Raw genomic sequence first — 22,919 nt, 5'->3', positions numbered from 1 at the left:
GTTGGCATAATGCTATTTAACAGACAAGGACATGCCTTTATTGGAAAACGCTTTGATAGCGATTCTTACTGGCAGATGCCACAAGGAGGTGTTGATGATGGTGAGGAACTGGAACAAGCAGCGTTACGTGAGTTGCTAGAGGAGGTTGGTACTAATAAAGTAAAGGTTATAACTAAAAGCAAGGATTGGATATACTACAACTTGCCTGAAGAAGTTATACCAATATGCTGGAATGGAAAATATTCTGGTCAAAAGCAAAGGTGGTTCTTAATGAAGTTTTGCGGAGAGGATGAGGACATTGATATTAATTATACTGGTCATCCAGAGTTCAAAGAGTGGCGTTGGCAAGGTATAGATAGTTTAGTAGCCAGTGCTATATCATTTAAAAAAGAAGTTTATAAAACAGTGATAGAAGAGTTTTCTTCTATAATAAAAGCCTCAACAATAAGCTCATGATAGTAGATTCTCATTGCCACTTGATTTATTTTTCTGACGATGAAATACCAAAAGTAATTTCAAGGGCAGAGCAAAATGGTGTAAAGGTTTTGCATAACATATGCGTAAGCATTGACGATGTTCCTAAGTTATTAAAAATTTCTTCATCCTATGATCAGGTCTACTCCTCTGTTGGTATACATCCGCTTGATGCTGCTATAGAAAACGGTGAGTGTATACATGTTGATGAATTAGTTGAATTTACCAAGAACCAAAAGGTAATTAGTATCGGTGAAACCGGGTTAGATTTTTATAAATCTGACAACAAAGACAATCAGAAAAAAAGTTTTGCATTACATATAGAAGCGTCAAGAATAACTGAACTACCTTTAGTTATTCACACAAGAAGCGCTGATAATGAGATGATCGATATGTTAAGGTCAGAAATGAAAGCCGGTGCTTTTAGTGGAGTAATGCACTGCTTTGCTTCCTCTAAAGAACTTGCTTATCAATCTATAGATTTGGGGTTATGTATTTCATTTTCTGGAATTATTACTTTTAAAAATGCGAGCTTACTCAGAGAAATTGCACAAAATGTACCACGCGAGCGTGTTTTAGTCGAAACTGATGCACCATATCTATCACCTGAGCCTTATAGGGGGAAAAAGAATGAACCAGCAATGGTGAAATACGTTGTTGATTGTTTGGCAGAGTTGTGGAATGAGTCACCTGATAAAGTGGCAGAGATAACTACAAACAACTTTTTTAGGCTATTTACGAAACTTAAGCTCAAAGAAACTCTATAGAGCAATTAATTTAGTATCTGTTCAAGGGCGTGGCTAATATGCAAATATTGAAGCAAAAGTGGTGTTATGCAAGTAGCTGACACTGGGATCTAGTTTCACTTTATGGTTGTGTCATTCCAGTGCTTGACACTGGAATCCAGCTTTTAATGCAACCCCTCACCAAAAATATTGTGTTTTAACATAAGGTTAGCTACTTTTATACTCAGTATCCAATCAAAATCCCTGGATCCCAGTGTCAAGCACTGGGATGACATCATTTGTTGTAAACTCACTTTTTCTTGATTTTTTGATTTATCTTGTCTACCTTATTTTGCCACTCCGCTGAACGGATACTTAATTTAGCTTAGAAGTTTCACCAGCTCTCTCACCGAGTTTACAGACTTATTAAACATTTCTTGTTCACTATCATTCATTTTAACTTCTAGGATCTTTTCAATTCCGTTTTTTCCAATAATTACAGGAACACCAATAAACAACTCTTCTACACCATATTCACCATTAAGGTAAGCAGCACATGGTAATATGCGCCTCTTATCTTTTAAATATGATTCTAACATGCATATAGCTGAAGATGCAGGAGCGTAGTATGCAGATCCAGACTTAAGCAGATCAACTATTTCTTTACCGCCATTGCGAGTGCGTTCAACTATTTCATCGACTTTTTTCTGTGTGATAAGACCCATATCGATAATTTGAGTAAGTGGAACTCCAGCAACTGAAGCACAATTGATTAGTGGTACCATAGTGTCGCCATGTCCTCCAAGCACAAAAGCAGATATATCTTCAACTGAGATATTTAACTCACTTGCAAGAAAGTAACGAAAACGGGAAGAATCAAGCACTCCTGCCATGCCAACAATCATATTAGTTGGAAGGTTTGAAAATTTATGCACCACTGAAACCATGGTATCCAAAGGGTTGGTAACCACTATTACAAACGCGTTTGGAGAATATTTTTTAATATTTTCGCCAACCTCCTTCATTACTTTAGCATTGGTTTGCAGGAGGTCATCCCTGCTCATTCCAGGTTTTCTAGCGATGCCAGCGGTTATTATAATTGCATCGGAGTTTTTTATATCTTCATACCTATTTGTGCCAGTAATATTGACATTAAATCCATCAATAGGGGATGATTCTGCTATGTCGAGTGCTTTACCTTGTGGTATTCCATCACTAATATCAAGTAAAACAACATCACCGAGTTCCCTTAGTGCAATCATATGGGTGAGAGTTCCACCGATATTTCCTGCACCGATTAAAGATATTTTTTTTCTTTGTACTGTCATTTTCTACTCCTTTGTATTTACTTTTATGGTTTTACCTTCCCAAGGCGATAAGCTATCAAACATACGAAAATCTTGCGGTAAATCTATAGGATTATACACAACCTTTTTTGTCTCTATATCATATCTTACTTCCTCATAACCAGTGAGAGGGAAATCTTTTAACATTGGATGACCTTTGAATCCATAGTCTGTTAGAATCCTACGCAAATCAGGGTGATCAGAAAACTCTATTCCATACATATCAAACACTTCACGCTCAAACCACAAAGCCGTACTAAATATCTTCGCTACACTTGGAGGCATGTCGCTTTCACATAACTGAAGCTTTATGTGTGCTCTAATATTATGCACAATGCTGAGCAGATTGTATATTAGCTCGAAACGCTTCTCTCTATTTGGATAGTCAACCCCAAAAATATCAACTAATAGTTCAAACCTACACTTTTCATCATCACGTAGAAAGAATAGGTGCTTTTCAATTTCATCTAAAGTTGAATATATTACAATAATGCCATCATCTTTTTGAATGCACTCGCATTTGGTCTTTTTTTGTATATACTTTGCAGTTTTATCCATTCCGAGTCCGTTTTATTTTGTTTTGTAGGCATAGCATTCCATATAGCAACGCCTCAGCGGTTGGTGGGCATCCAGGGACATACACGTCAACTGGCACAATTCTATCACAGCCTCGGACTACTGAATAAGAGTAATGGTAATAACCACCACCATTTGCACAACTTCCCATGGAAATAACATACTTCGAGTCTGCCATTTGATCATAAACCTTGCGCAATGCTGCTGCCATTTTATTAGTTAGTGTGCCAGCAACAATCATCACATCTGATTGACGTGGGCTTGCACGAAACATTATACCATATCTATCAAGATCATAACGGCTGGATGCAGTATGCATCATCTCAACTGCGCAACATGCAAGACCAAATGTCATTGGCCACAATGAACCAGACCTTGCCCAATTCATTACATAATCTGTTAAATCACCAAATTTAGTGACAAGAAACCCTTCTTTTTTATAACGACCCCAGTCATCATTAGATAGAATTTGATTTGTCATAAACTACTCCCACTCTAATGCACCTTTACACCACTCATAGATAAAGCCTATAGTGAGTATTGCAAGAAATACCATCATAGACCAAAATCCACCATAGCTTATCTTAGATAAAGAAACAGCCCAAGGGAAAAGAAAAGCAATTTCTAAGTCAAATATTATAAATAATATTGAAACTAGGTAAAATTTAATGTCAAAATTTTTTCTTGCACTGGATAGTGGGTTGAAGCCACACTCATATGTGGAAAGCTTTTCACCATCTGGCTTACTCACTGCAAGAAACATAGGCAATATACCTAAAGCAAAAGATACTACAATTGATACGCAGATAAAAATTACTATGGTTAAATATTCGCTCATTTAACAAAACATATAACACTATGAGTTTACATGCTTTCCTAACTTTTTACCACCTAAAATATGCACATGAAAATGTGGTACAACCTGCTCTCCATTTTCACCGTAGTTAGTGACTAACCTATACCCTGTTTTTTCTAGATTATATTTATGTGCTATCTCTCTTACAGTTTTGAAGAAATTTGCTATCTCCTCTTCAGAAGCTTTTAGAATAAAATCATCGTATGAAATATATTGATTTTTGGGTATAGCTAAAATGTGAACTGGTGCATCAGGGTACTTATCGCGAAAAGCTAGTACATTTTCATTTTCATATACCTTCTCACAAGGTAACTCACCTCTTAATATTTGAGCAAAGATGTTATCGCTATCATAAACTTCATTGCTCATATTTTAAGAGCGACCTTTCCCTCTTTCTTCGTTTTTCTCTACATTAGGTGTAGATAGTGGTTTTATCGCTTCACCAGAAGCATCTTCAAGATTTAAAGAGCCTACAAGTTCCCTTACTTTTACCATGTCCTGCTGTTCTTTCAAAAAGGGTTCTATTCCACTTACCCTTTTTCCAGTAATAACTCCTGGTTGTAAGTGATACATATCCCCAGGAACAGTTAGACTATGATGTCTTTCCTCTATTTTTTTAGCTTCACTCATAATACTCCCCTATAACTTATTTTTGCATTCCACAACTTTGCGAATTACCTAGCTTTATAGCTTCTTGCGCCCATTTTTTCTCACCTGAAGCTATAGTTTCTGAAGGCTGACCAGCCTTTAGTAACCCTTCGCTACTTGTAAGTCCTGCAGGTTTCGTAGCTTCTGATGACTGCTTTTGATTATCATATTCCTTATACAATTTTTCTGCAATACCATACAGCAATTTTAAGTCTGTGTGAACTTTAAATTCTCCACCAGTAATTTTTGCTAGATCTTTAAGGTTACCGTCAACTTTTTGTTTAATTTCTTCAATAGCAAGCTTTTTTATCTCCTCTGGACTCTTTCCTTTATAGTCAGTTTTAATGTCTTCAATTATTTTTTTAACATCAACTTCAATTACAATTTTATTTTCTTCTCTATGTATAGTGATGTTTGAATACTCACTTTTTAGTGCTTTTATTTTATTCAATTGTTCATCATTCAAATAAGGTATATCTCCCGTCAGAGTTCTTGACACTAAAAAACTTACCTTTTCTATCCCTTTCTTTTGCTCTGTTATTTGTACACCAAGATCCTTGCTAGCCTGTGTGGTTTCTATAGGTGGATCATATTCCCTTTCTTCTTCAGGTACATCTATACCAACAGCTTTCTTTAACGAAACTGTAGCATCATGTTTCATTTCACCCGTTGAAGCAAACGGCTTCTTTATAGGGTAAATAAGTGCTTTAGGCACAAGAGCAAACACCCGACCTGTAGCTTCTACACCTGTTTTAACTGCTCCGCCTATCTTAGCCCAAATAGATTCTGCCATACATACCTCCAAGGTAGTTTCTATAACTAAATACATTTTAATTATAGACGAAAAAATTTAAATTTCTATATCCATTATAAGATAGAATTATAGGGATTGCAACCATTATTTGCACATTGTCTAAAACATGTAGTATTTTCGCTACTTTTATTGTTCAATTTATTATAAAGAATACTCTAAATTATGTTTAAATGGAACACAAATAATATCATTGATGCAACTGGCGGAAGAGACGTAAATGGTTGTAATTGGATACATAGCTCAAATATTTCAACGGACACAAGAAGCATAAAAAAAGGTGATTTATTTATTGCCCTCAAGGGAAAGAATTTTGATGGCCATAATTTTTTGCATGAAGCGTTTTTAAAAGGGGCTGTCGCTGCAATAGTGAGTGAGGGTAAATATAAAAGTTTCCCTCTCATGATTGTACAAGATACCCTGAAAGCTTTGCACGATATGGCATCATACTACATTAGAAATGTTCTTATTGATGCTAAAGTTATTGCAGTTACAGGCAGTGTCGGGAAAACCACTACAAAGGATATGCTGCATACTGTTTTATCGCAATATGGAGTGTCCCATGCAAACGAAGGTAACTTAAATAATAATATAGGATTGCCTTTGACAATTCTGAAAGCTCCAAAAAACTGCCAGTACTTAATTCTTGAAATGGGAATGAATAAAGCTGGTGAAATAAAAGAATTATCAAAAATTAGTAATCCGAATATTGCAGTTATTACCAACATCGAACCTGCACATACTGAAAATTTTTCATCACTATTTGACGTTGCACAAGCGAAGTTAGAAATTCTGTATGGTATGAAAAATAACGGTACTTTGGTTTTAAGCAGAGATAATAAATATTATGATTATCTCTCATCACACGCCAATAGAAATGTAATAAGCTTCGGTAAAGATAAAAATGCTGAAGTTTGTTTACTAAACTTAATAAGAAACGATGAATCTTCTGTCATTTCAGCACTATCTTCTGTCATCCCAGTGCTTGACTACTTGGATCCAGGAAGTTCAATTGCAAATGAGCATATCAGACGGTTGTATAATAAAGACTGGATTCCAGCGTCACGCGCTGGAATGACATTAAACCGAGTTGCTAATAGATTAAGTTTAAAAATCAGGCTGAGTGATAATCAAATTATAAACTGTAATTTACGTGTACAAGGTGAGCATTTTGCTTATTCGCTACTTGCTGTTGCAGCAGTTGTGCAAAGCCTCGGACTTGATTTATCAAAATTACCACTTGCACTTAAGAATTTTAGTGTAGCGAAAGGTAGAGGCAATATTCATAAGGTCAAATGCAATAGAAAATATATACATTTAATTGATGACTCCTATAACGCCAGCCCTGCTTCGATGAAAACTGCGATAAAAACTTTGAGTACATATTCTAATCAGAGAAAAGTAGCTTTGCTTGGTGATATGTTGGAACTTGGTGATGAAAGCATAGAGTTTCATACAGATTTGGTTAAGATTATCACAGGAAATAATATAGATAAAGTTTATACAGTTGGTAAATTTATGTTAGAATTGCATGAGCTTTTGCCAGATAATATAAGAGGCGCGCATTTTAATGATTCTAATCAATTGAAAAGTAATTTAGCTGACATTATTCAGAATAATGACGCAATTCTAGTTAAAGGCTCACGAGGAATGAAAATGGACCTTATTATACAAGAATTCATAATAGAATATTAAGTAAAATCATTGTATTAATTTACAGTAATAAATTGTTAGGAACTTTAATCGTGACAAAACGTGTAATTATTTTTGGTGGAACGGGGTTTATAGGGAAACACATCGTAAGACGCTTGGCAGCAGAAGGATATTTGATAAAGATATTCACTCGTAATCAGGAAAAAGCTGCTTGTTTAAAATTGTGTGGCAATTTAGGACAAATATCAATATTTAAAGGCGATTTTTTTTGATGAAAAATCAGTTCTGGAGGGTATGGAAGAATGTGATGTAGCTATAAACTTAGTGGGAATATTATATGAAGCAAAAAAGCACGATTTTTACGCTGTTCACGTTAAAATAGCTGAAAGGATAGCAAAAGCTGCAAAAATGAAAAATGTATCTATGATGATACATTTTTCTGCTATGGGAATAGAAAATAGCAAGTTGTCAAAATATGCCAAAAGTAAATTGGAAGGTGAAAAAGCTGTAACTTCAGCATTTCAAAAAGCAATAATAATTAGGCCAAGCCTTGTATTTGGTAAAGAAGACAACTTCTTTAATAAATTTGCAAGATTAGCAACTATTCTTCCTTGCTTACCACTAATTGGCAATGGAACGACTAAATTTCAGCCAATATGTGTAACAGACTTAGCTGAAGTGGTATATCGTATTATCAAGTTTTAATAAGCAAGACAAGAAAATTTATAACATGGGTGGACCAAAGGTTTACTCCTTCAAAAGCTTATTGAAGTTTATTCTGAATGTTACTAACAGAAAGTGTTTGTTGATCAATGTATCTTTTCCAATGGCAAAGTTAATAGCTTTCTTTTTAGAAAATAAAATTATTTCTATGCTGCTAAAACCAATAACCGGAGATACGAACCCTATGCTTACTCAAGATCAGGTGAAAGTTATGATGAATAGTTCAATTGAAAAGTCAGTTGACCTTGAAACAATGAAGGTTCGACCATTAGCAATTGAAAATGTGGTGCTAGAGTATTTGAAGATTTATAGAAAGTATTGATAGAAGAGTGTGCCCGGTGGGATTCGAACCTACGACCCACAGCTTAGAAGGCTGTTGCTCTATCCAGCTGAGCTACGGGCACACAACATATATAAAATGCTTCTTAGTACAAGTGAAGTCAAGTACTTCGTGTGAATATGATGTTTATCTTGCGACACCTTGTCATTGCAGTTGTGTGTCACGCGCTGCTGAAATTGGATGCGAGAAGTCTATTTATTTTAGAAAATATTATATAGAAAGTTGCTTAACAAACTCCGCCAGCGCCCTTATCATGGCACTAAGAGTATTTCTGACTCAAAACTTGTTTTTGATCCGCGCGGGCTCAACAACAAAATCCAGTAAAAAACTCAGGTGTTTATTAGCAGATTATATAAAATTATAGCGGCTGCATGTCTTTTAAATTTTTTCTACATTCAGCCAAATCGCGCTTAAACTAAGCGTCAGCACATTATTACAGCGCCAACTTAAAGCATTAGAGAGTCAAAACTCGCACTACGGGGTTTCTTTGCCTTTTTTTTATTTGGTAAATTTCTTAAATATTTATGGATAAACGACAACCGTCATCCCGTTACTTGTTAGCGGATGAGATACCGTGACGGTATGACGGTTCGCAGCGGGATGACAAGAAAGGAGCAACAGAATGACAGAGAGTAATGCAAGAAAATAATTGGATTTTTTGTAATGCTACGGAGCCCAGTGTTTTCTACAAATTTTTACGTGATTTGTTAGCAAAATTGACAGTTGCTGAAATACTGGATAAAACGCTTGTATAGTGTTTAGTAGAGAAAAGTTATGAAATATGAACAGTGGATAAAAATATTAAGTGCAGTAAATGCTGATGGTGATTTAAATCAGGGTAACATAATCGAAAAAATAAAAGAGAGGTTACAGAGGATAGATTTAAGTACATTCCAGAATTGGAAAAATGATAGATTTAACATAAATTATAAATTCACCTTATATACAGGTCTTGCCTCTTTTAAACTTACATTGTTATATTTGGCTACTAAGGGTGGCTGCAAAAAGGTAGTAGAAGCTCTGATATCAAATGGAGCTGATGTTAATACGAAAGATATGAATGGACTAACCCCTTTATATTGGGCTGCAAAATTTGGTTACAAGGAGGTAGTAAATGCTCTAATAAAAGCGGGGGCGGGGGTTAATGTTAATGCAAAAAGTAAGAAGGAACAAACTTTTTTACATTGGGCTGCTGAAACAGGCCATACGGGTGCAATAAATGCTTTATTAGCAGAAGGGGCTGATATTGATGCAATAGATGATAATGGAGAAACTCCTTTACGTTTGGCTATTAAAAATGGCCATACAAAAGCAGTAAATGCTCTATTGGAGGCAGAAGAATTTAATATTAATACGAGTGATGGTTTATGGAATTATGGATGGGCTCTTTTACATTGGGTTATTGCAAATGACCATAAAAAGATAGTAGAAGTTCTAATAGCAAGTAAAGCTAGTGTTAATACGAAGAGTGAAAATGGATGAACTCCTTTACATTTGGCTGCTGAAAATGGCCATACAGATGCAGTGAATGCTCTATTAGCAGCAGAGGCTGATGTTAATTTACAAAACGCGCGTGGCAAAACTCCTTTACATTGGGCTACTAAAAATGCCCATAAAGAGATAGTAGAAGTTCTAATAGCAAGTAAGGCTAGTGTTAATGTGAAGGGTGAAAATGGATGGACTCCTTTACATTGGGCTGCTGTGAATGGCCATACAGATACAGTGAATGCTCTATTAGCAGCAGAGGCTGATGTTAATTTACAAAACACAGATGGCAAAACTCCTTTGCATTTGGCTGTTAAAAAGAAACACAAAAGTGCAGCGGAGTTTCTGATAGCACATGAAATTAAGTTACAAACGCAAATTCTGGATTAAGGAAGGAAGTATAGGAAATAGAAGGCTTTTTGGATTTGATGGAATAGGAGATGAGAGTAGAAAAGATATGAACCAAGAAATCAACAGGGGATCTATGGCGAGTGTGTTCAATTTCTAGTCTATTTTTTAGGTAACCAAAAACAGTCTCAATGATAGACCTTTTTCTCAGTAAAATCTTCTCATTTAGCGAAATTAATGTATTTTTCATACCTTTTTTCACCTTGGTAACAAGTTTCAAACCTCGGTCAAACAGCTTCTGAAAAAGCTCTTTTGCAATATAACCTTTGTCACCAAACAAAAGGCCGGTTAATTTTTCCGTCAAATTTGGCACAGGTATCCTATCATCAACATTGCCTTTTGTTAGCGTAAGTGCATGAATTTCACCATTTTCATTGATTACCATATGTAATTTGAAACCAAAAAACCAGCCGTAAGTACTCTTGCTTAATTTTGCAATTCCAGCAAAAACTTTGTTTTTGGATATTCTTTTTGCATGACAAACTGCAATGGGAGTTGTGTCTATATATGAAATTCCAGTGTTTTCTGACTGTCCACAAAGCCAATGCAACAACATTGCTAAATGCCACAAAACCCTAGGCTTTAGAGCAACAAACCTGGTATATGAAGGCAACTTTGGAAACTCTGATTTGTAGAGCAACGTTAGGTAATGTAGATAGAAAGTTTTGAAATTTTTACACGGAGATTGTTGATATAGCAGGATTATTGTCATGATTTCAGAGTGCTCAATTTCCGTTGTTCTTGTGGGTTTTTTACCATTTGGCAGTAGTTTGCCTGCAAAATTTTTCTCTATATCTCTGCAAAAATCATCGACCAAACAAAACAGTTTTGTTATATCTTCCATGGGTAACCTCATCTATTTTTTTATAACTGCTGAGTTTACCCTGTTTTCTGCCTTTTCTATTCTCCTTTAATCCAGAATTCGCGTTTGTAGGAAATCCGATCTCGAATCCACCTAATATATCGACATAGTTTCTTTTACCTCCTTCTTCATTTTTAATTTCTACTTCACCGTCACCGTCACCCATTTTCATTATATGACTTCCTAGCCCTTTATTTGGATCTGTTCCTTCAAGTGCTTTTGCAACCTCTACTATGCTATCCGGAGAAAATTCTATAAGAGATGTTTTATTATCTATTTCAACATCTATTACACTTCCCCCTCCCACTTGAACGGCATTTTCACCAGCTTTTCTCCGTCCTTCAAGTCGTTCATCCACGTAAGGTTGAATCTCTCGTTGCAGCTTGTTACAAGCTTCACTTATCAGTTTATTCTGTAGTAAAGTATCATGAAATTTTGCACCATTCAGCATCAATTGACTTATTACCTCTTCCTGATCAGCTTGTTTAAATTTATGTAAGTGCATGCCCAATACCACATACTCAGCAAAACTCCAACCTTCTTCATAACATCCATTCATTTTCATCCCAGTTACTATTGCTTTGTCCACAACTTCCTTCATTTCCTTTGGGCTATTTGCTGCTACAATTATGCCTTTTAAGTAGTTCAACCACTCACTTTCTCTTGTACTTATTTTTCTTTTTTGCAAACTTGAATCAAATGGATTTAAACCTTCAGGATAATCTGCTTGACTATTTAAAGGTCTTTTGCCATAAACATAATCAAGTCCTTTTCCCGAGTTGATTGTCTTGTTACGTCCATCACCGGGGAAAGGTACCTTTTTTTAACCTCATTAACAGCCATTGGTTGTTCTATATTAGTCCTACTTCCTATGGCAGCTAATATTCCTTTATGTAGTTTATTTAATTGATTTTTACTCAAATTTTTTACCTTTGCCATATAGGCCTCCTATTATTTATTAACTATATAAGTTTACAGCGTAATTTATTGCTTTACTGTTAATCTAATATGTTCCTTTATAGGAATAAATAAAGTATAAATCCCGGATATGCAAATACTTTTTTACACATTAATAAAAGTCAAAACATAAAAAAAGGATCTTTACAGTTAAAACAAAAACTTATAACAATCCGCTTTCCTTGAAGCTAAAATAATCGTTCCCTGCAACAATAATGTGATCTACTAACTTTATACCTATGATTGCACAAGCTGAAGCTAAGCTTTTAGTCATAGCCTTATCTCGCTCTGATGGCTTTACAGTTCCTCCAGGTTGGTTGTGCGATATTATCATTGATGTTGCTCTTGTAAGTACTGCTTTTCTTATTATTTCCATTACTAAGATGGGTACCTGACTCATTGTGCCTACGTATGTTTCCTCTCCTATTAGATAGAACCCTTTATTCAAAAGCATTATTTTAAGGTTTTCCCTCTCTGCATGACCAATATTAGCCTGCAGATAATCCGTTAGCTTTTCCCAATTATCTATTACTGGACCTTTTTCTACCTCTTCTATTAACGCACGATTCGCAAGCATACTAGCACCACGAATTATTGCCACTGTAGAATCGGTTACCCCTTCTATAATTTTTAGATCATCCATTTCCTGACTTAAAATCCTTCCCACCCCTTTAAAATGATCTGTTAATCTTTTCGAAATAACCTGAGCTTGGGTTTCATCATGCACTGCATTGAGCAGCATTTCAAAAACCTCATTATTAAAAACTGCTTCTTCACCTTGTAATATTCTATACTCTATTTCTTTTCTACGATCTTCACTTTTATTCATATAATTTACCCTTCACTAACAACAAACTTTTTTTAAATATTTACTGCTGCTTTTTTATCAGCATTGGCATAAAGCCATAGCTTTCGATTGAAGTCAAATCAATTTTTAAATCTTTTTCATTTATTTTTTTATGAATTAGTTAGGATATTAATATAATGCTATTCTATGGTTATCTATGAAGGCTGTTTTTTCACCAACATATTCAGAACTTAGAAAAACAAAAGAGTTGAATATTGCTTCACAATTGTTTATAATTACCAATGCTTTTTAACTTACTTTCTCATGGCTCTTTCGAAGTTTCTAGATCCTAAGAATGACATATCATTCAAACGCATCTTTGGTACTGAAAAAAATAAAGATATCCTTATTCACTTTCTTAATGATATTCTTGGCTTCACTGGCAAAAGTGCAATAAAGGATATAGAGTTTTTAAGTACTATTCAAGACCCTGATATTGCCTCTAAAAAACAAAGCATTGTCGATGTTCTTTGCAGAGATGAAAATGGGCTGCAAGTGATAGTTGAAATGCAGGTCGCTAAAACCAAAGGCTTTGAAAAACGAGCTCAGTACTATGCTGCTAAAGCCTATTCAAGACAAGCTGACAAGGGTGATCAATACCATGATCTTAAGGAAATTATTTTTATTGCCATAGCAGATTGTATTTTATTTCCTGATAAATCCGAGTATAAATCAAAGCACACTATTCGCGATGAAGATACTAATGAACATGATCTAAAAGATTTTTACTCTATATTTATTGAGTTGCCTAAATTTCCAAAAACAAAAGAGGATCAGCTTTCAAATATAGTTGAGAAATGGGTTTATTTTTTCAAGTACGCCGATGAAACTAGCGAAGAGGAATTAGAAAGAATAATAGGAAGTGATGTAATAATCAAAAAAGCATATGAAGAGCTAAATAGATTCAACTGGCCTGAAAAAGAATTTATTGCCTATGAACAGGAAATAAAACGTATTCTTGATGAAAAGGCTATTCTTGCTCAAAAACTCGATGATGCTACTGCTAAAGGTAGACAAGAAGGCATCCAAATCGGACATGAAAAAGGCAGAAAAGAAAGAGAAATCGAGGTTGCAAAAAACTTACTTAAAGCAGGTATATCTGTTGACTTAATAGCTGAGTCTACCGGTCTTTCTCAAGCTGAAATTTCAAAACTTAAGGAAAAAGCCTAAGTGCTGCAACTCCATTAAAGCTCTTTTCAACTTATTGTATTTCTTTATCTACTAGTCTAGAGCCTATATCTAACTCTTTCGCTATTCTCGCTATGGCCTATTTGATTTTCTCACTAATTTTACGCATCAGTTAGGCGCAAAATAGATGATATTTAAATATAAAAAATGTTTTTCATAAAATTTTTCTTATCCTTGATAATTTTAGTGTTGCTATTTGATTCTAACTTTTGCATAATGCAGTGAATATTTTTTATAGGGGGTGAAATGCCAAGAGAAATAGAGCGTCGTGCTACAGTACTTAAAAAATTGCAAGATTCTATTCAACATAAAGACTCTAATATCACTCCTGGGAGGCGCTTGTCTGTCGAAAAATGGGTAAAGACTTATATAGAGCAGGTAGAGTATCTCAAAGAAGATGAGCTGCAGTTTTTGTATAAGGTTTTCCAAGACGAGAGTTGTTGGTCAAGTGTAAGACTAAATAATCCTGTTTTAGGTCAGAAATTGACTGAAGAGAAAATAGGAGAAATAAATAATCCACTTTGTAGATATAATATGGCATGCAGGTATTGTGTGACAGATAAGATTCCTCAACTTTTTCAGAAGCAACTTGAGTCTTACAAAAGTGGCTTCTCTTCCGAAGAAGTAGATGATGATGGTAAGCCTGCAACCAACAACCACAAATATGTAAGAAATGAATTATTGGATGCTATGAAAAGTGTAGACCCTGTGTTTACTTTCTGGATTGATAAAAAATCTGGAGAATTTAAAAAGCATGATAATGCAGTAGAGGGTTTTAATAAAGCTGTGGAATTTAAATGGAGTGAAGGAGTGGAATACTTCTATCGCCGTATGAGTCAAGAAGAAAAGATTGATAACCTAATAGTTGGCGCTGTTGCTAACTTATCTGCTGTTAAAGCTAACCATAATGTTGCTACTGTTTTAGATTTTCTTATACGTGAAATAATCACTGATTCAGCAAAGTATAAATTATTACCTGGGTTATCAAATAAAGGCAAAGGAGTTATGCATCGAACTCTTAGCACATTAGTACATTGTAGTTTTGTTGATGTAGTTCAAGATGTGGTAAAATATTGGTCTGAGGAAAAACTTTCATTACCTAAGAAAGAGAAAATTCTCTCAAGTAGAGACTATGCATCTCTCCTTTCCTCGCTTTCAAATTTGATGTTAAAAAATTCAGATATAGATATCCAAACTAAGGCAAGAGAGGTTATTGTGAATCTTTGGGAATGCAGTCAATTTATTGAACATAAAGTAGCTATTTTTGATGCTTCTAAAGATATATGTGCCTCAGACCGTATAAAGAACACTCTTGCAAGGTTGATTGTAGATTACGAGCGTAGTAATGGTGGTCAAGGTATTACTGAAGAGAAAAAGAAAACGATATCAGGTATTTTAAAGTTTGCGAAGGATCATTGTTCAGTCAACTTTGCAGAATTTCAAAAGCAGATAGTTAAAAATTTAAAAACAGTTGGTAGGGAAGGCATGAAAGAAGGTGTAAATTACAGTGGATTGGCAGAAGACTTGTTTTCTGAATTAGAGAAGACACCTTTACCTACTGATCCTTGTAGCGCTGGCAATCCGCAATCCATGTTAGGAACTCCTGGTGTTAGTGGTTTGTCTAGTCATAGTAAGTAGGGGCGTTTTATGCATAACAATGGTGGGAATAATGAATTAATTAGAGATTTATTAAATGGAGATTGTAATGGACTGCATGAAAAATTTGGTCTTTTTTTGGACCAGTGTCCATCTTTTTTGCATTCAGCTAATAACCCTGGCTTTTTTCCTGCATTCTTTTTCGGCATGTTTGCTACTGTATTTGATTCTGATATTGCAAATGGTGAAAGAATTTACTTTCGTTTTGACAATTACGGAAACGGAAAAGGGAATCTAAAAGTTGCTATTCTCACTAATGACACAAATGAAGAAAATAGAAGAATAGTCAGATGTTATACTGTTGCTGATAATGAGAACAGCCCTGGATCAAGGTTTAGCGAAGAAGAAAGGCAGTCGGTAGCAGGAGATGGGCTACAAGACTTACAGGAGGATGGACTAGCCTGGGAAGAATATAAAATATCTCAGTTGGGAGAAGACTGTGTTTTTATCCCTCAAGGAAATGCATCATTTCCTCACCGTGATGAGCCTGACGGCATAGTTTTTCGCGAAATTGTTCAAATCATGCAGCAAGGTAACTTATTAGGTCAAGTAAATGGGTTAGCGAGTGATGATATAGACGACGTAAATGACGGTATTGACGGAGTTCTACAATATATCATCGATGTCTATGATCAATATCAACAGGAATTAAATTTTGGCATGGAGTCTGACTATCATGGCTTTTTATCTGGATTTTTAGTAAACTTTAGGTACCGTGCCATGGCTGAGGTTTACGTGGAATTAATTATGGGAGGAGGATATGCAGACGTTGTTTTACTTGTACGTAGTCAGGAAAATTTGAATGATTCAGTTCCCATTATAATTGAGCTTAAGGTGGGTCCAGAGAATGCTATGCAAGGGTTAGAGCAAGCTAGAGGTTATGTTAGAAACTGTCCCATCTCATCTGTACCTATTCACACTTCATCAGTAAATGCTGTTTGTGTGGGACTAAACTTTAACCTAGATAATGCTCAACGTCTGCAATCTGGTATAGAAAACTTTTTAGGGCAAGAACCCTCCTTAATAAGAAGATTACTTAATCCTATTCAAGGGGAAGTTCAAGAAAATGTGGGAAGTTGCCTACGATATCCGCTTTTTTGTCACAATTTGGTACCTCATGTTAATTGGTTTTCCTATATTTCTAGGTTTACATTTGCAAGTATTGCATTTACAAGGGCAACTGTTCAGGTGGGCGCAAATTCTGCAAGAGTGACGAAGTATCTATTCAATTACCATGATGATGATAGGATGCTGTGTCCAGTAAGAGAAATGAATTCACAAGTAAATGTTCGGGAACGAGCTTTGACCATGGTTCTGTTTGCATCAGCAATAAATATGTTGGTTATGTTTGATATCCGTCGTGTATTGTCCCACCGATTTCCACAAAATGCTCTAAATCTATTGTGTCCAGGTTGGCAAAATGCTGTAGTACGTGAAGTGGTGTGTAATTTGGAAACAGTTAACAATAATCATACAATAAATGTTATTGTAACAATGTCTCAAACACCTGCTGATTACTTACAAAATAGGGGTAACGTGAATTTTCTAGGCACGTTTTCACGAGTAGGTGGTATCGGACAAGTACATGAAGCTGCAAATGTAATGATGAATACTGGCTGGCAAAATTTAATTAGGCATCAAAATTTATTTCAGGAAATTTCTAATGTGTTGTTTCCGTTAAGGCGAGGATTGGTAACAAGTGAAGCTGAATTTCAAGCTGTATTACATGGGTTATTTTATACTCTTGGCAATCCTGCTAGAGTAATTATTGAGTTTCAGCTAGAGAGAGGAAGAAGGATAGATCTAGTGTTATCGAGATCTTTGGAAATGGGTGATACTCATCCGATTGGAATAGAGTTAAAGTTTGCTAATACCGCAGGGCAAGTACAACAAAGAATGGCAGAGGCAAATCAGCAGTTACAAGAATATGCACAGTGCGGGGGATGCGTGCGTCTTACTGATGGGGATAGAATGGTTTTATCGGGTGCTGCATTCAATAATGGTGCTCAAGGACCAAATACTCAAATATCAGTTGTAAATGTTCTTAGAGTAGTAGATGGTCTAATGCAGTCTTATAGATGATCTTTTTATGTATGGTTCCAGGACGATTGCATAGCAGTAAAAGATTAGCGGTTGTTAACCGATTCTGTTATAGAGTAAATATCTATCAAATAAATATAACTTATGCCACGAAGAATGAGAGTTAGTAACTGTATTGAATATAATAAATTTCTAAAAGAAAGAGGAAATATTTTTGATTTTATCAATGAAGCTGTTGAAAATTGGTACAAAACTTCAAACAAACTCTGGTGAAAACAATATTTATAGTGATAAAATTGTCATTTCGGTACACATAATCTCTAGCCTTTTTAGGATAGGTTTGAGACAGGGGTTTTGGGTTCATAGTAATTGTATCCGTTCACGCAATGGCATCAACCCTCAGTAATTTGAAGCCATTAACAAGTAAGAGATACCGTCTCGCCAGTCAACAAGAAAATTATAAAAATTGAATCTTAAGCTGCATTGTAAAATCAAAAAGTACTTCCAACTGTGTAGCGGTATAGTTAATGTATATATTGATAAGTAAATTTCTGTTGTTTTGTATGTATAAAACTAATTTACTTATCAATATATACACTAACCAACTACATTCAATAAATTTGTATAAGATAATATTTTACATAAGATAAAATGGAAGCATTTTTTGATTTTAAAGCACTAAACCTTCAGTCAACATCCTAGCTCTGTAGTTCTTGATATGATTTGGATCAAAAGCACTTTTGGATGTCAGAATACCGAAAATGATATGGAGTAACTTACGCATTGCAGCACCAACGATGGCCATATTATGCTTACCCTTTTCCTTTAATCTTTGGCAAAAACTCATAATGATAGGATTGTGATTCTTAGCTACTATGGCAGGAAAGAACAGAGCCTTGCGTAGTGTTCGTGAACCTGATTTACTTAATCTGGGCTTGGCATGTACAGATGAACCTGACGTTATATTTTGTGATATAGTTCCTGCATATGCTGCCAATTGCCTGGCATTTATAAAATCCTTTATGTCAGGAATTTCCGCTAAAATAGCTATTGCTGATTCCTCTCCTATTCCTGGAATAGTCAGTAGAAGTTGAAAATTTTCCAACAACTCTTTGTGTTGCTTTAATAATTCACGTATGGAGTTTTTTATTGTTTCTATTTTTTGCTCTATGTTCATTGCAAGGTCTTCCCAAGCATTTGCAACTTCTTTAGGCAGTCTCTCTTTTTTTTCTAAGTGGTTATTTACTAATGTCAATTCATCTTTTAACGCAGCCGAGCAACGATAAAGATGTTTTAATTTTTTCTTTTCGGGAGAAGGTGGTGCCCAGCGAGTTGGTTCCTGCCTTTGGCAATAATCTGCAATAATTTCTGCATCGGTCTGATCATTCTTTTGTCGTACAAGCTTACTCCTCGCATAAGATTTTATGCAATAAGGATTTACAACACTAACAAAATATCCAGCATTGTGAAGAAATTCAGCCAAAGCTTCACCATAACAACCAGTAGCTTCCATACAGGCTTTTACTTCTTCTACATTATGTTTTTGTAGAAAGTCCTGCAAACCTTGAAACCCAGAATCCTCGTTTTTAAAATTCCTTTTCCTAGTTTCACGTTTTCCTTTTTTGCTTATGAATGAAAGAAAAACATCAAAGCGATCTTTTGATATGTCTATTCCTAAAAAGTTGTTGATCATATATAACCCCATACGTTACCATTAAAAATGAAAAGTAAGGCTTACCTTGTGAATACAGAATTAGAACCATTTAGGTTTTTCTACGATACCGTCCAGCCTATACTTTTGAGAAGGGAACTCTTATCTCTTGCACAGATTTTATATCTAAGCCAAATGCTAGAGTTTTTCCCTTCTCCATCTAATGCTTAAGCTTAAAACATTAAATGCTTTTTACAAGATACAAGCCAAGTATTTCTAGCAGCACAACAAGAGAAGAAGGCAAAAAACTTTCAGAAGAAGTTCTTAATAAAGAAGTAACCATAAAGCAGCAGGTTGTAACAGGCAAAAGTGTGCCGGCTGAAGAGGAAGTGCATGAAGTATGTGATGTAGAGCATAAATCCGTAATTGATACTGATATTAAATTATATAATATAAATAGTGAAGATCTTCAACCTATAAGTGAAAGCAGCGAAGAAGCGCAAATAGAAACTACTGTAGAGCCAAATGTTCCTGACAGCCCCTCTTCTGCTGCATGTTTTGATAGTGAAGGAAATTCTGTAAACGAAAAATCATCAAAAAAGGCAATTCAACCAATTGTAGCTGGTGTTGTTGGTGCGGCATTGCTAGTTAGCAGTATTGTGGCTTATATATTGAAAATGTACGCCATAGCGGTAGTTGGCGGGATAGTTGGATTAGCTTGTGTAAGTTTTGCGCTGTACAATATCATAAATCCCAACACCAAGCTCGAGAAAGTAAAAAGTGTGAAGCAGCCTATTATCCAATCTTCTTTGAATCCAACATAAAAGGACATGCTCAAAAAACGTCAAGCAAATTTCAAATAAGCTAATTTCTTTAGAAGAACCTATAAGTTATTAAACTTTCTGCAATTCTTTTATCTCACTTATAGAAAGACCAGTAAACTTGACAATAGTGTCAACATCAACATTATTAGCCAGCATTGTTTTTGCTACTTCAATTTTTCCTTCCTCTTTACCAATTTTTTTGCCTTTTTCAGTAGCATCATCAAGTTTTTGAGCGAGGACAGCCTGTTCATCAAGAATACGTTTTATTTCCTGTTCATAGGCAATAAATTCTTTTTCTGACCAGTTAAATCTATTTAGCTCTTCATAGGCTTTTTTGATTATAAAATCACTCCCTATTATTTTTTCCAGCTCCTCTTCACTGGTTTCCTCTGCATACCTAAAGAAATAAGCCCACTTTTCTACTATATTCTCCAATTGATCTTCCTTATTCTTTGGAAATTTTGGCAATTCAATAAATATAAAGTAAAAATCTTTTAGATCGTGTTCATTAGTGTCTTCATCTCGAATAGTATGCTTTGACTTGTACTCAGATTTATTAGGAAACAGCACACAATCTGCTATAGCAATGAAGATAATTTCCTTAAGGTCATGGTATTGATCACCCTTGTCAGCTTGTCTTGAATAAGCTTTAGCAGCATAGTACTGAGCACGTTTCTCGAAGCCTTTAGTTTTAGCGACCTGCATCTCAATTATCCATTGCACTCCCGTGGAATTCCTACACAACACATCAACGATACTTTGCTTTTTAGACGCAATATCAGGGTCTTGAATAGTACTTAAAAATTCTATATCCTGTATTGCATTTTTGCCAGTAAGGCCCAGAATATCGTTGAGGAAGTGAATGAGGATATCTTTATTCTTTTCAGTTCCAAAGACACGCCGAAATGCGACATCATTCTTCGGGTCAAGAAACTTAGAAAGAGCCATAGCAAGAGTACCTAAAAAGCATTAATAATCATACACAATTCTGAAGAAATGTTCAACCTTTTTATGCTAAAGTCTATTAAAGTTAGCTGAATTTCAAGAGTTGGCAAATTAAGGTAGGTGTTCCTATTAATATAGGCGACTGACCTAAAAAATCTTAAAGCTAGTGGCATGCTTGAAAAACCATAAATATCAAGACAATTTCCTTAGAAAATCTCTTAAGCCATTAACCTAACATTACCTCCTTTCACACTTCTGCCATTTCCTCTTGACTTGAATGGACTTCATTCTTCTTTTATTTTGTTCTTTTGATTGGTATAATTACAATAACTCTGGAATGATGTGAAGAATTATATTGTCGTTTTCTGTAAGGTAAAACTCGCTGTTTGCATCGGTTATTGCGTATTTTTTATTAACCTTGGAAGGATCATAAACACCACACTCTGCTTTTATATGGTAATCGCAATAATGAAACTTACCATCTTGATCGAAATAACCAAATTCATCAATTAATGTAGCGATTTTCCTACCCTTTCCATTACTTGTTACTTCGAACACGCCAGCTTGATAGTTACCTGGAGAATCTGGCTCAGCAGTTCCTTCTGTAATAAAAAAAGATGGCTGATGGCTAAGTAACTCGCCAAAATTTGGATTATATTCTTTTTTCATACAACTTAATCTTATGAATTTATATTCATCTAAAACGTTAGAATACTGCGGATCGTATTTTTTATACTCAAAGAATTCATTACCTAAAAACGCGAATTCTGGATTAAGGAAGGAAGTATAGGAAATAGAAGGCTTTTTGGATTTGATGGAATAGGAGATGAGAGTAGAAAAGATATGAACCAAGAAATCAACAGGGGATCTATGGCGAGTGTGTTCAATTTCTAGTCTATTTTTTAGACGCGAATTCTGGATTAAAGGAGAATAGAAAAGGCAGAAAACAGGGTAAACTCAGCAATTATAAAAAAATAGATGAGGTTACCCATGGAAGACATAACAAAACTGTTTTGTTTGGTCGATGATTTTTGCAGAGATATAGAGAAAAATTTTGCAGGCAAACTACTGCCAAATGGTAAAAAACCCACAAGAACAACGGAAATTGAGCACTTTGAAATCATGACAATAATCCTGCTATATCAACAATCTCCGTGTAAAAATTTCAAAACTTTCTATCTACATTACCTAACGTTGCTCTACAAATCAGAGTTTCCAAAGTTGCCTTCATATACCAGGTTTGTTGCTCTAAAGCCTAGGGTTTTGTGGCATTTAGCAATGTTGTTGCATTGGCTTTGTGGACAGTCAGAAAACACTGGAATTTCATATATAGACACAACTCCCATTGCAGTTTGTCATGCAAAAAGAATATCCAAAAACAAAGTTTTTGCTGGAATTGCAAAATTAAGCAAGAGTACTTACGGCTGGTTTTTTGGTTTCAAATTACATATGGTAATCAATGAAAATGGTGAAATTCATGCACTTACGCTAACAAAAGGCAATGTTGATGATAGGATACCTGTGCCAAATTTGACGGAAAAATTAACCGGCCTTTTGTTTGGTGACAAAGGTTATATTGCAAAAGAGCTTTTTCAGAAGCTGTTTGACCGAGGTTTGAAACTTGTTACCAAGGTGAAAAAAGGTATGAAAAATACATTAATTTCGCTAAATGAGAAGATTTTACTGAGAAAAAGGTCTATCATTGAGACTGTTTTTGGTTACCTAAAAAATAGACTAGAAATTGAACACACTCGCCATAGATCCCCTGTTGATTTCTTGGTTCATATCTTTTCTACTCTCATCTCCTATTCCATCAAATCCAAAAAGCCTTCTATTTCCTATACTTCCTTCCTTAATCCAGAATTTGCGTTAAAAGATACCACGGCGGTATGACGTAGAACTGC

The 22,919-nt window shown here is 35.2% G+C and carries 23 protein-coding genes, 1 tRNA gene and 3 pseudogenes; 12 read left to right on the top strand and 15 right to left on the bottom strand.

All coding sequences use genetic code 11. The features are described 5' to 3' along the window. Positions 1 to 9: 9 nt before the first annotated feature. Positions 10 to 456, top strand: a complete 447-nt coding sequence (locus OPR17_RS00655) for an RNA pyrophosphohydrolase (RefSeq protein WP_007548581.1) — start codon at positions 10 to 12, stop codon at positions 454 to 456. After that, a complete protein-coding gene (locus OPR17_RS00650; RefSeq protein WP_265021751.1) occupies positions 453 to 1,241 on the top strand; it encodes a TatD family hydrolase in 789 nt (262 codons plus the stop codon). The genes OPR17_RS00655 and OPR17_RS00650 overlap by 4 nt, the downstream gene beginning before the upstream one ends. Before the next feature lie 338 nt (positions 1,242 to 1,579). Here OPR17_RS00650 and mdh read toward each other — a convergent pair whose 3' ends face one another. Genes mdh through OPR17_RS00615 form a run of 7 tightly spaced genes read right to left on the bottom strand, consistent with a single transcriptional unit; the run spans position 1,580 to position 5,418 of the window. Further along, entirely contained in the window at positions 1,580 to 2,527 is a 948-nt protein-coding gene (gene mdh / locus OPR17_RS00645; protein WP_265021750.1) for a malate dehydrogenase, read from the bottom strand. Between the two features lie 3 nt (positions 2,528 to 2,530). Then, positions 2,531 to 3,103, bottom strand: coding sequence for an NADH-quinone oxidoreductase subunit C (locus tag OPR17_RS00640; protein WP_265021749.1), 573 nt, complete (start codon positions 3,101 to 3,103; stop codon positions 2,531 to 2,533). After that, a complete protein-coding gene (locus OPR17_RS00635) occupies positions 3,096 to 3,602 on the bottom strand; it encodes a NuoB/complex I 20 kDa subunit family protein (protein WP_265021748.1) in 507 nt (168 codons plus the stop codon). The genes OPR17_RS00640 and OPR17_RS00635 overlap by 8 nt, the downstream gene beginning before the upstream one ends. 3 nt (positions 3,603 to 3,605) lie before the next feature. Next, the gene (locus OPR17_RS00630; protein WP_006279576.1) at positions 3,606 to 3,959 is read right to left on the bottom strand and encodes an NADH-quinone oxidoreductase subunit A; all 354 of its coding nucleotides are present in this window, start codon (positions 3,957 to 3,959) and stop codon (positions 3,606 to 3,608) included. An 18-nt stretch (positions 3,960 to 3,977) separates the two neighbouring features. After that, on the bottom strand, positions 3,978 to 4,346 hold the full coding sequence (locus OPR17_RS00625) for an HIT domain-containing protein (RefSeq protein WP_265021747.1): 369 nt from the start codon (positions 4,344 to 4,346) through the stop codon (positions 3,978 to 3,980). Between the two features lie 3 nt (positions 4,347 to 4,349). After that, a complete protein-coding gene (locus OPR17_RS00620) occupies positions 4,350 to 4,607 on the bottom strand; it encodes a hypothetical protein (RefSeq protein WP_265021746.1) in 258 nt (85 codons plus the stop codon). A gap of 16 nt (positions 4,608 to 4,623) precedes the next feature. Then, the gene (locus OPR17_RS00615) at positions 4,624 to 5,418 is read right to left on the bottom strand and encodes a hypothetical protein (RefSeq protein ID WP_265021745.1); all 795 of its coding nucleotides are present in this window, start codon (positions 5,416 to 5,418) and stop codon (positions 4,624 to 4,626) included. Positions 5,419 to 5,601: 183 nt separating this feature from the next. Here OPR17_RS00615 and OPR17_RS00610 point away from each other — a divergent pair, with 183 nt between their 5' ends. Then, positions 5,602 to 7,131 carry a UDP-N-acetylmuramoyl-tripeptide--D-alanyl-D-alanine ligase gene (locus OPR17_RS00610; protein ID WP_265021744.1) on the top strand — a complete coding sequence of 510 codons (1,530 nt, stop codon included), beginning with the start codon at positions 5,602 to 5,604 and terminating at the stop codon, positions 7,129 to 7,131. Positions 7,132 to 7,181: 50 nt separating this feature from the next. After that, positions 7,182 to 8,134: pseudogene (locus tag OPR17_RS00605) on the top strand (complex I NDUFA9 subunit family protein). Between the two features lie 8 nt (positions 8,135 to 8,142). Here OPR17_RS00605 and OPR17_RS00600 read toward each other — a convergent pair. Beyond that, positions 8,143 to 8,216, bottom strand: a tRNA-Arg gene (locus OPR17_RS00600). Positions 8,217 to 8,926: 710 nt separating this feature from the next. Here OPR17_RS00600 and OPR17_RS00595 point away from each other — a divergent pair. Further along, positions 8,927 to 9,634 (top strand): ankyrin repeat domain-containing protein, encoded by a 708-nt coding sequence (locus OPR17_RS00595; protein WP_265021743.1) that lies wholly within the window; start codon positions 8,927 to 8,929, stop codon positions 9,632 to 9,634. A 12-nt stretch (positions 9,635 to 9,646) separates the two neighbouring features. Next, complete coding sequence (locus OPR17_RS00590; protein ID WP_265021742.1) at positions 9,647 to 10,027, top strand: ankyrin repeat domain-containing protein; 381 nt, start codon at positions 9,647 to 9,649, stop codon at positions 10,025 to 10,027. On the opposite strand, the gene OPR17_RS00585 is transcribed toward OPR17_RS00590, so the two are convergent. From OPR17_RS00585 to OPR17_RS00570, 4 genes are all read right to left on the bottom strand, one after another. After that, positions 9,999 to 10,889, bottom strand: a complete 891-nt coding sequence (locus OPR17_RS00585; RefSeq protein WP_265021741.1) for an IS982 family transposase — start codon at positions 10,887 to 10,889, stop codon at positions 9,999 to 10,001. The genes OPR17_RS00590 and OPR17_RS00585 overlap by 29 nt on opposite strands. Then, a complete protein-coding gene (locus OPR17_RS00580; RefSeq protein WP_265021740.1) occupies positions 10,852 to 11,595 on the bottom strand; it encodes a hypothetical protein in 744 nt (247 codons plus the stop codon). The genes OPR17_RS00585 and OPR17_RS00580 overlap by 38 nt, the downstream gene beginning before the upstream one ends. 47 nt (positions 11,596 to 11,642) lie before the next feature. Beyond that, positions 11,643 to 11,846 carry a hypothetical protein gene (locus tag OPR17_RS00575; protein WP_265021739.1) on the bottom strand — a complete coding sequence of 68 codons (204 nt, stop codon included), beginning with the start codon at positions 11,844 to 11,846 and terminating at the stop codon, positions 11,643 to 11,645. Between the two features lie 181 nt (positions 11,847 to 12,027). Further along, positions 12,028 to 12,693 (bottom strand): JAB domain-containing protein, encoded by a 666-nt coding sequence (locus tag OPR17_RS00570; RefSeq protein ID WP_265021738.1) that lies wholly within the window; start codon positions 12,691 to 12,693, stop codon positions 12,028 to 12,030. 282 nt (positions 12,694 to 12,975) lie between these two features. On the opposite strand from OPR17_RS00570, the gene OPR17_RS00565 reads away from it, so the two are divergent. From OPR17_RS00565 to OPR17_RS07565, 4 genes and pseudogenes are all read left to right on the top strand, one after another. Then, complete coding sequence (locus OPR17_RS00565) at positions 12,976 to 13,881, top strand: Rpn family recombination-promoting nuclease/putative transposase (RefSeq protein WP_265021737.1); 906 nt, start codon at positions 12,976 to 12,978, stop codon at positions 13,879 to 13,881. Positions 13,882 to 14,145: 264 nt separating this feature from the next. Next, on the top strand, positions 14,146 to 15,537 hold the full coding sequence (locus OPR17_RS00560; RefSeq protein ID WP_265021736.1) for a hypothetical protein: 1,392 nt from the start codon (positions 14,146 to 14,148) through the stop codon (positions 15,535 to 15,537). 9 nt (positions 15,538 to 15,546) lie between these two features. Beyond that, a complete protein-coding gene (locus OPR17_RS00555) occupies positions 15,547 to 17,637 on the top strand; it encodes a hypothetical protein (RefSeq protein WP_265021735.1) in 2,091 nt (696 codons plus the stop codon). Between the two features lie 102 nt (positions 17,638 to 17,739). Then, a pseudogene (locus OPR17_RS07565) lies at positions 17,740 to 17,944 on the top strand (IS5 family transposase); the annotation flags it as partial. A 321-nt stretch (positions 17,945 to 18,265) separates the two neighbouring features. On the opposite strand, the gene OPR17_RS00550 reads toward OPR17_RS07565, so the two are convergent. Further along, positions 18,266 to 19,288 carry an IS110 family RNA-guided transposase gene (locus OPR17_RS00550; protein WP_265021361.1) on the bottom strand — a complete coding sequence of 341 codons (1,023 nt, stop codon included), beginning with the start codon at positions 19,286 to 19,288 and terminating at the stop codon, positions 18,266 to 18,268. A gap of 203 nt (positions 19,289 to 19,491) precedes the next feature. Between OPR17_RS00550 and OPR17_RS00545 the strand changes: the two genes are divergently transcribed. Then, positions 19,492 to 20,070: a hypothetical protein gene (locus tag OPR17_RS00545; protein WP_265021734.1), complete on the top strand. Its 579-nt coding sequence runs from the start codon at positions 19,492 to 19,494 to the stop codon at positions 20,068 to 20,070. A gap of 69 nt (positions 20,071 to 20,139) precedes the next feature. On the opposite strand, the gene OPR17_RS00540 is transcribed toward OPR17_RS00545, so the two are convergent. Continuing rightward, a complete protein-coding gene (locus tag OPR17_RS00540) occupies positions 20,140 to 21,018 on the bottom strand; it encodes an Rpn family recombination-promoting nuclease/putative transposase (protein ID WP_265021733.1) in 879 nt (292 codons plus the stop codon). Between the two features lie 771 nt (positions 21,019 to 21,789). After that, positions 21,790 to 21,921 (bottom strand): annotated as a pseudogene (locus OPR17_RS00535) (IS982 family transposase); the annotation flags it as partial. 84 nt (positions 21,922 to 22,005) lie between these two features. Between OPR17_RS00535 and OPR17_RS00530 the strand changes: the two are divergent. Then, the gene (locus OPR17_RS00530; RefSeq protein ID WP_265021732.1) at positions 22,006 to 22,908 is read left to right on the top strand and encodes an IS982 family transposase; all 903 of its coding nucleotides are present in this window, start codon (positions 22,006 to 22,008) and stop codon (positions 22,906 to 22,908) included. The last annotated feature ends 11 nt before the right edge of the window (positions 22,909 to 22,919 follow it).

Source organism: Wolbachia endosymbiont (group A) of Icerya purchasi (assembly GCF_947251635.1).
Taxonomy (GTDB): domain Bacteria; phylum Pseudomonadota; class Alphaproteobacteria; order Rickettsiales; family Anaplasmataceae; genus Wolbachia; species Wolbachia pipientis.
Note: the sequence above shows the minus strand (reverse complement) of the source record. Positions and strands in the feature narration are given on the sequence as shown.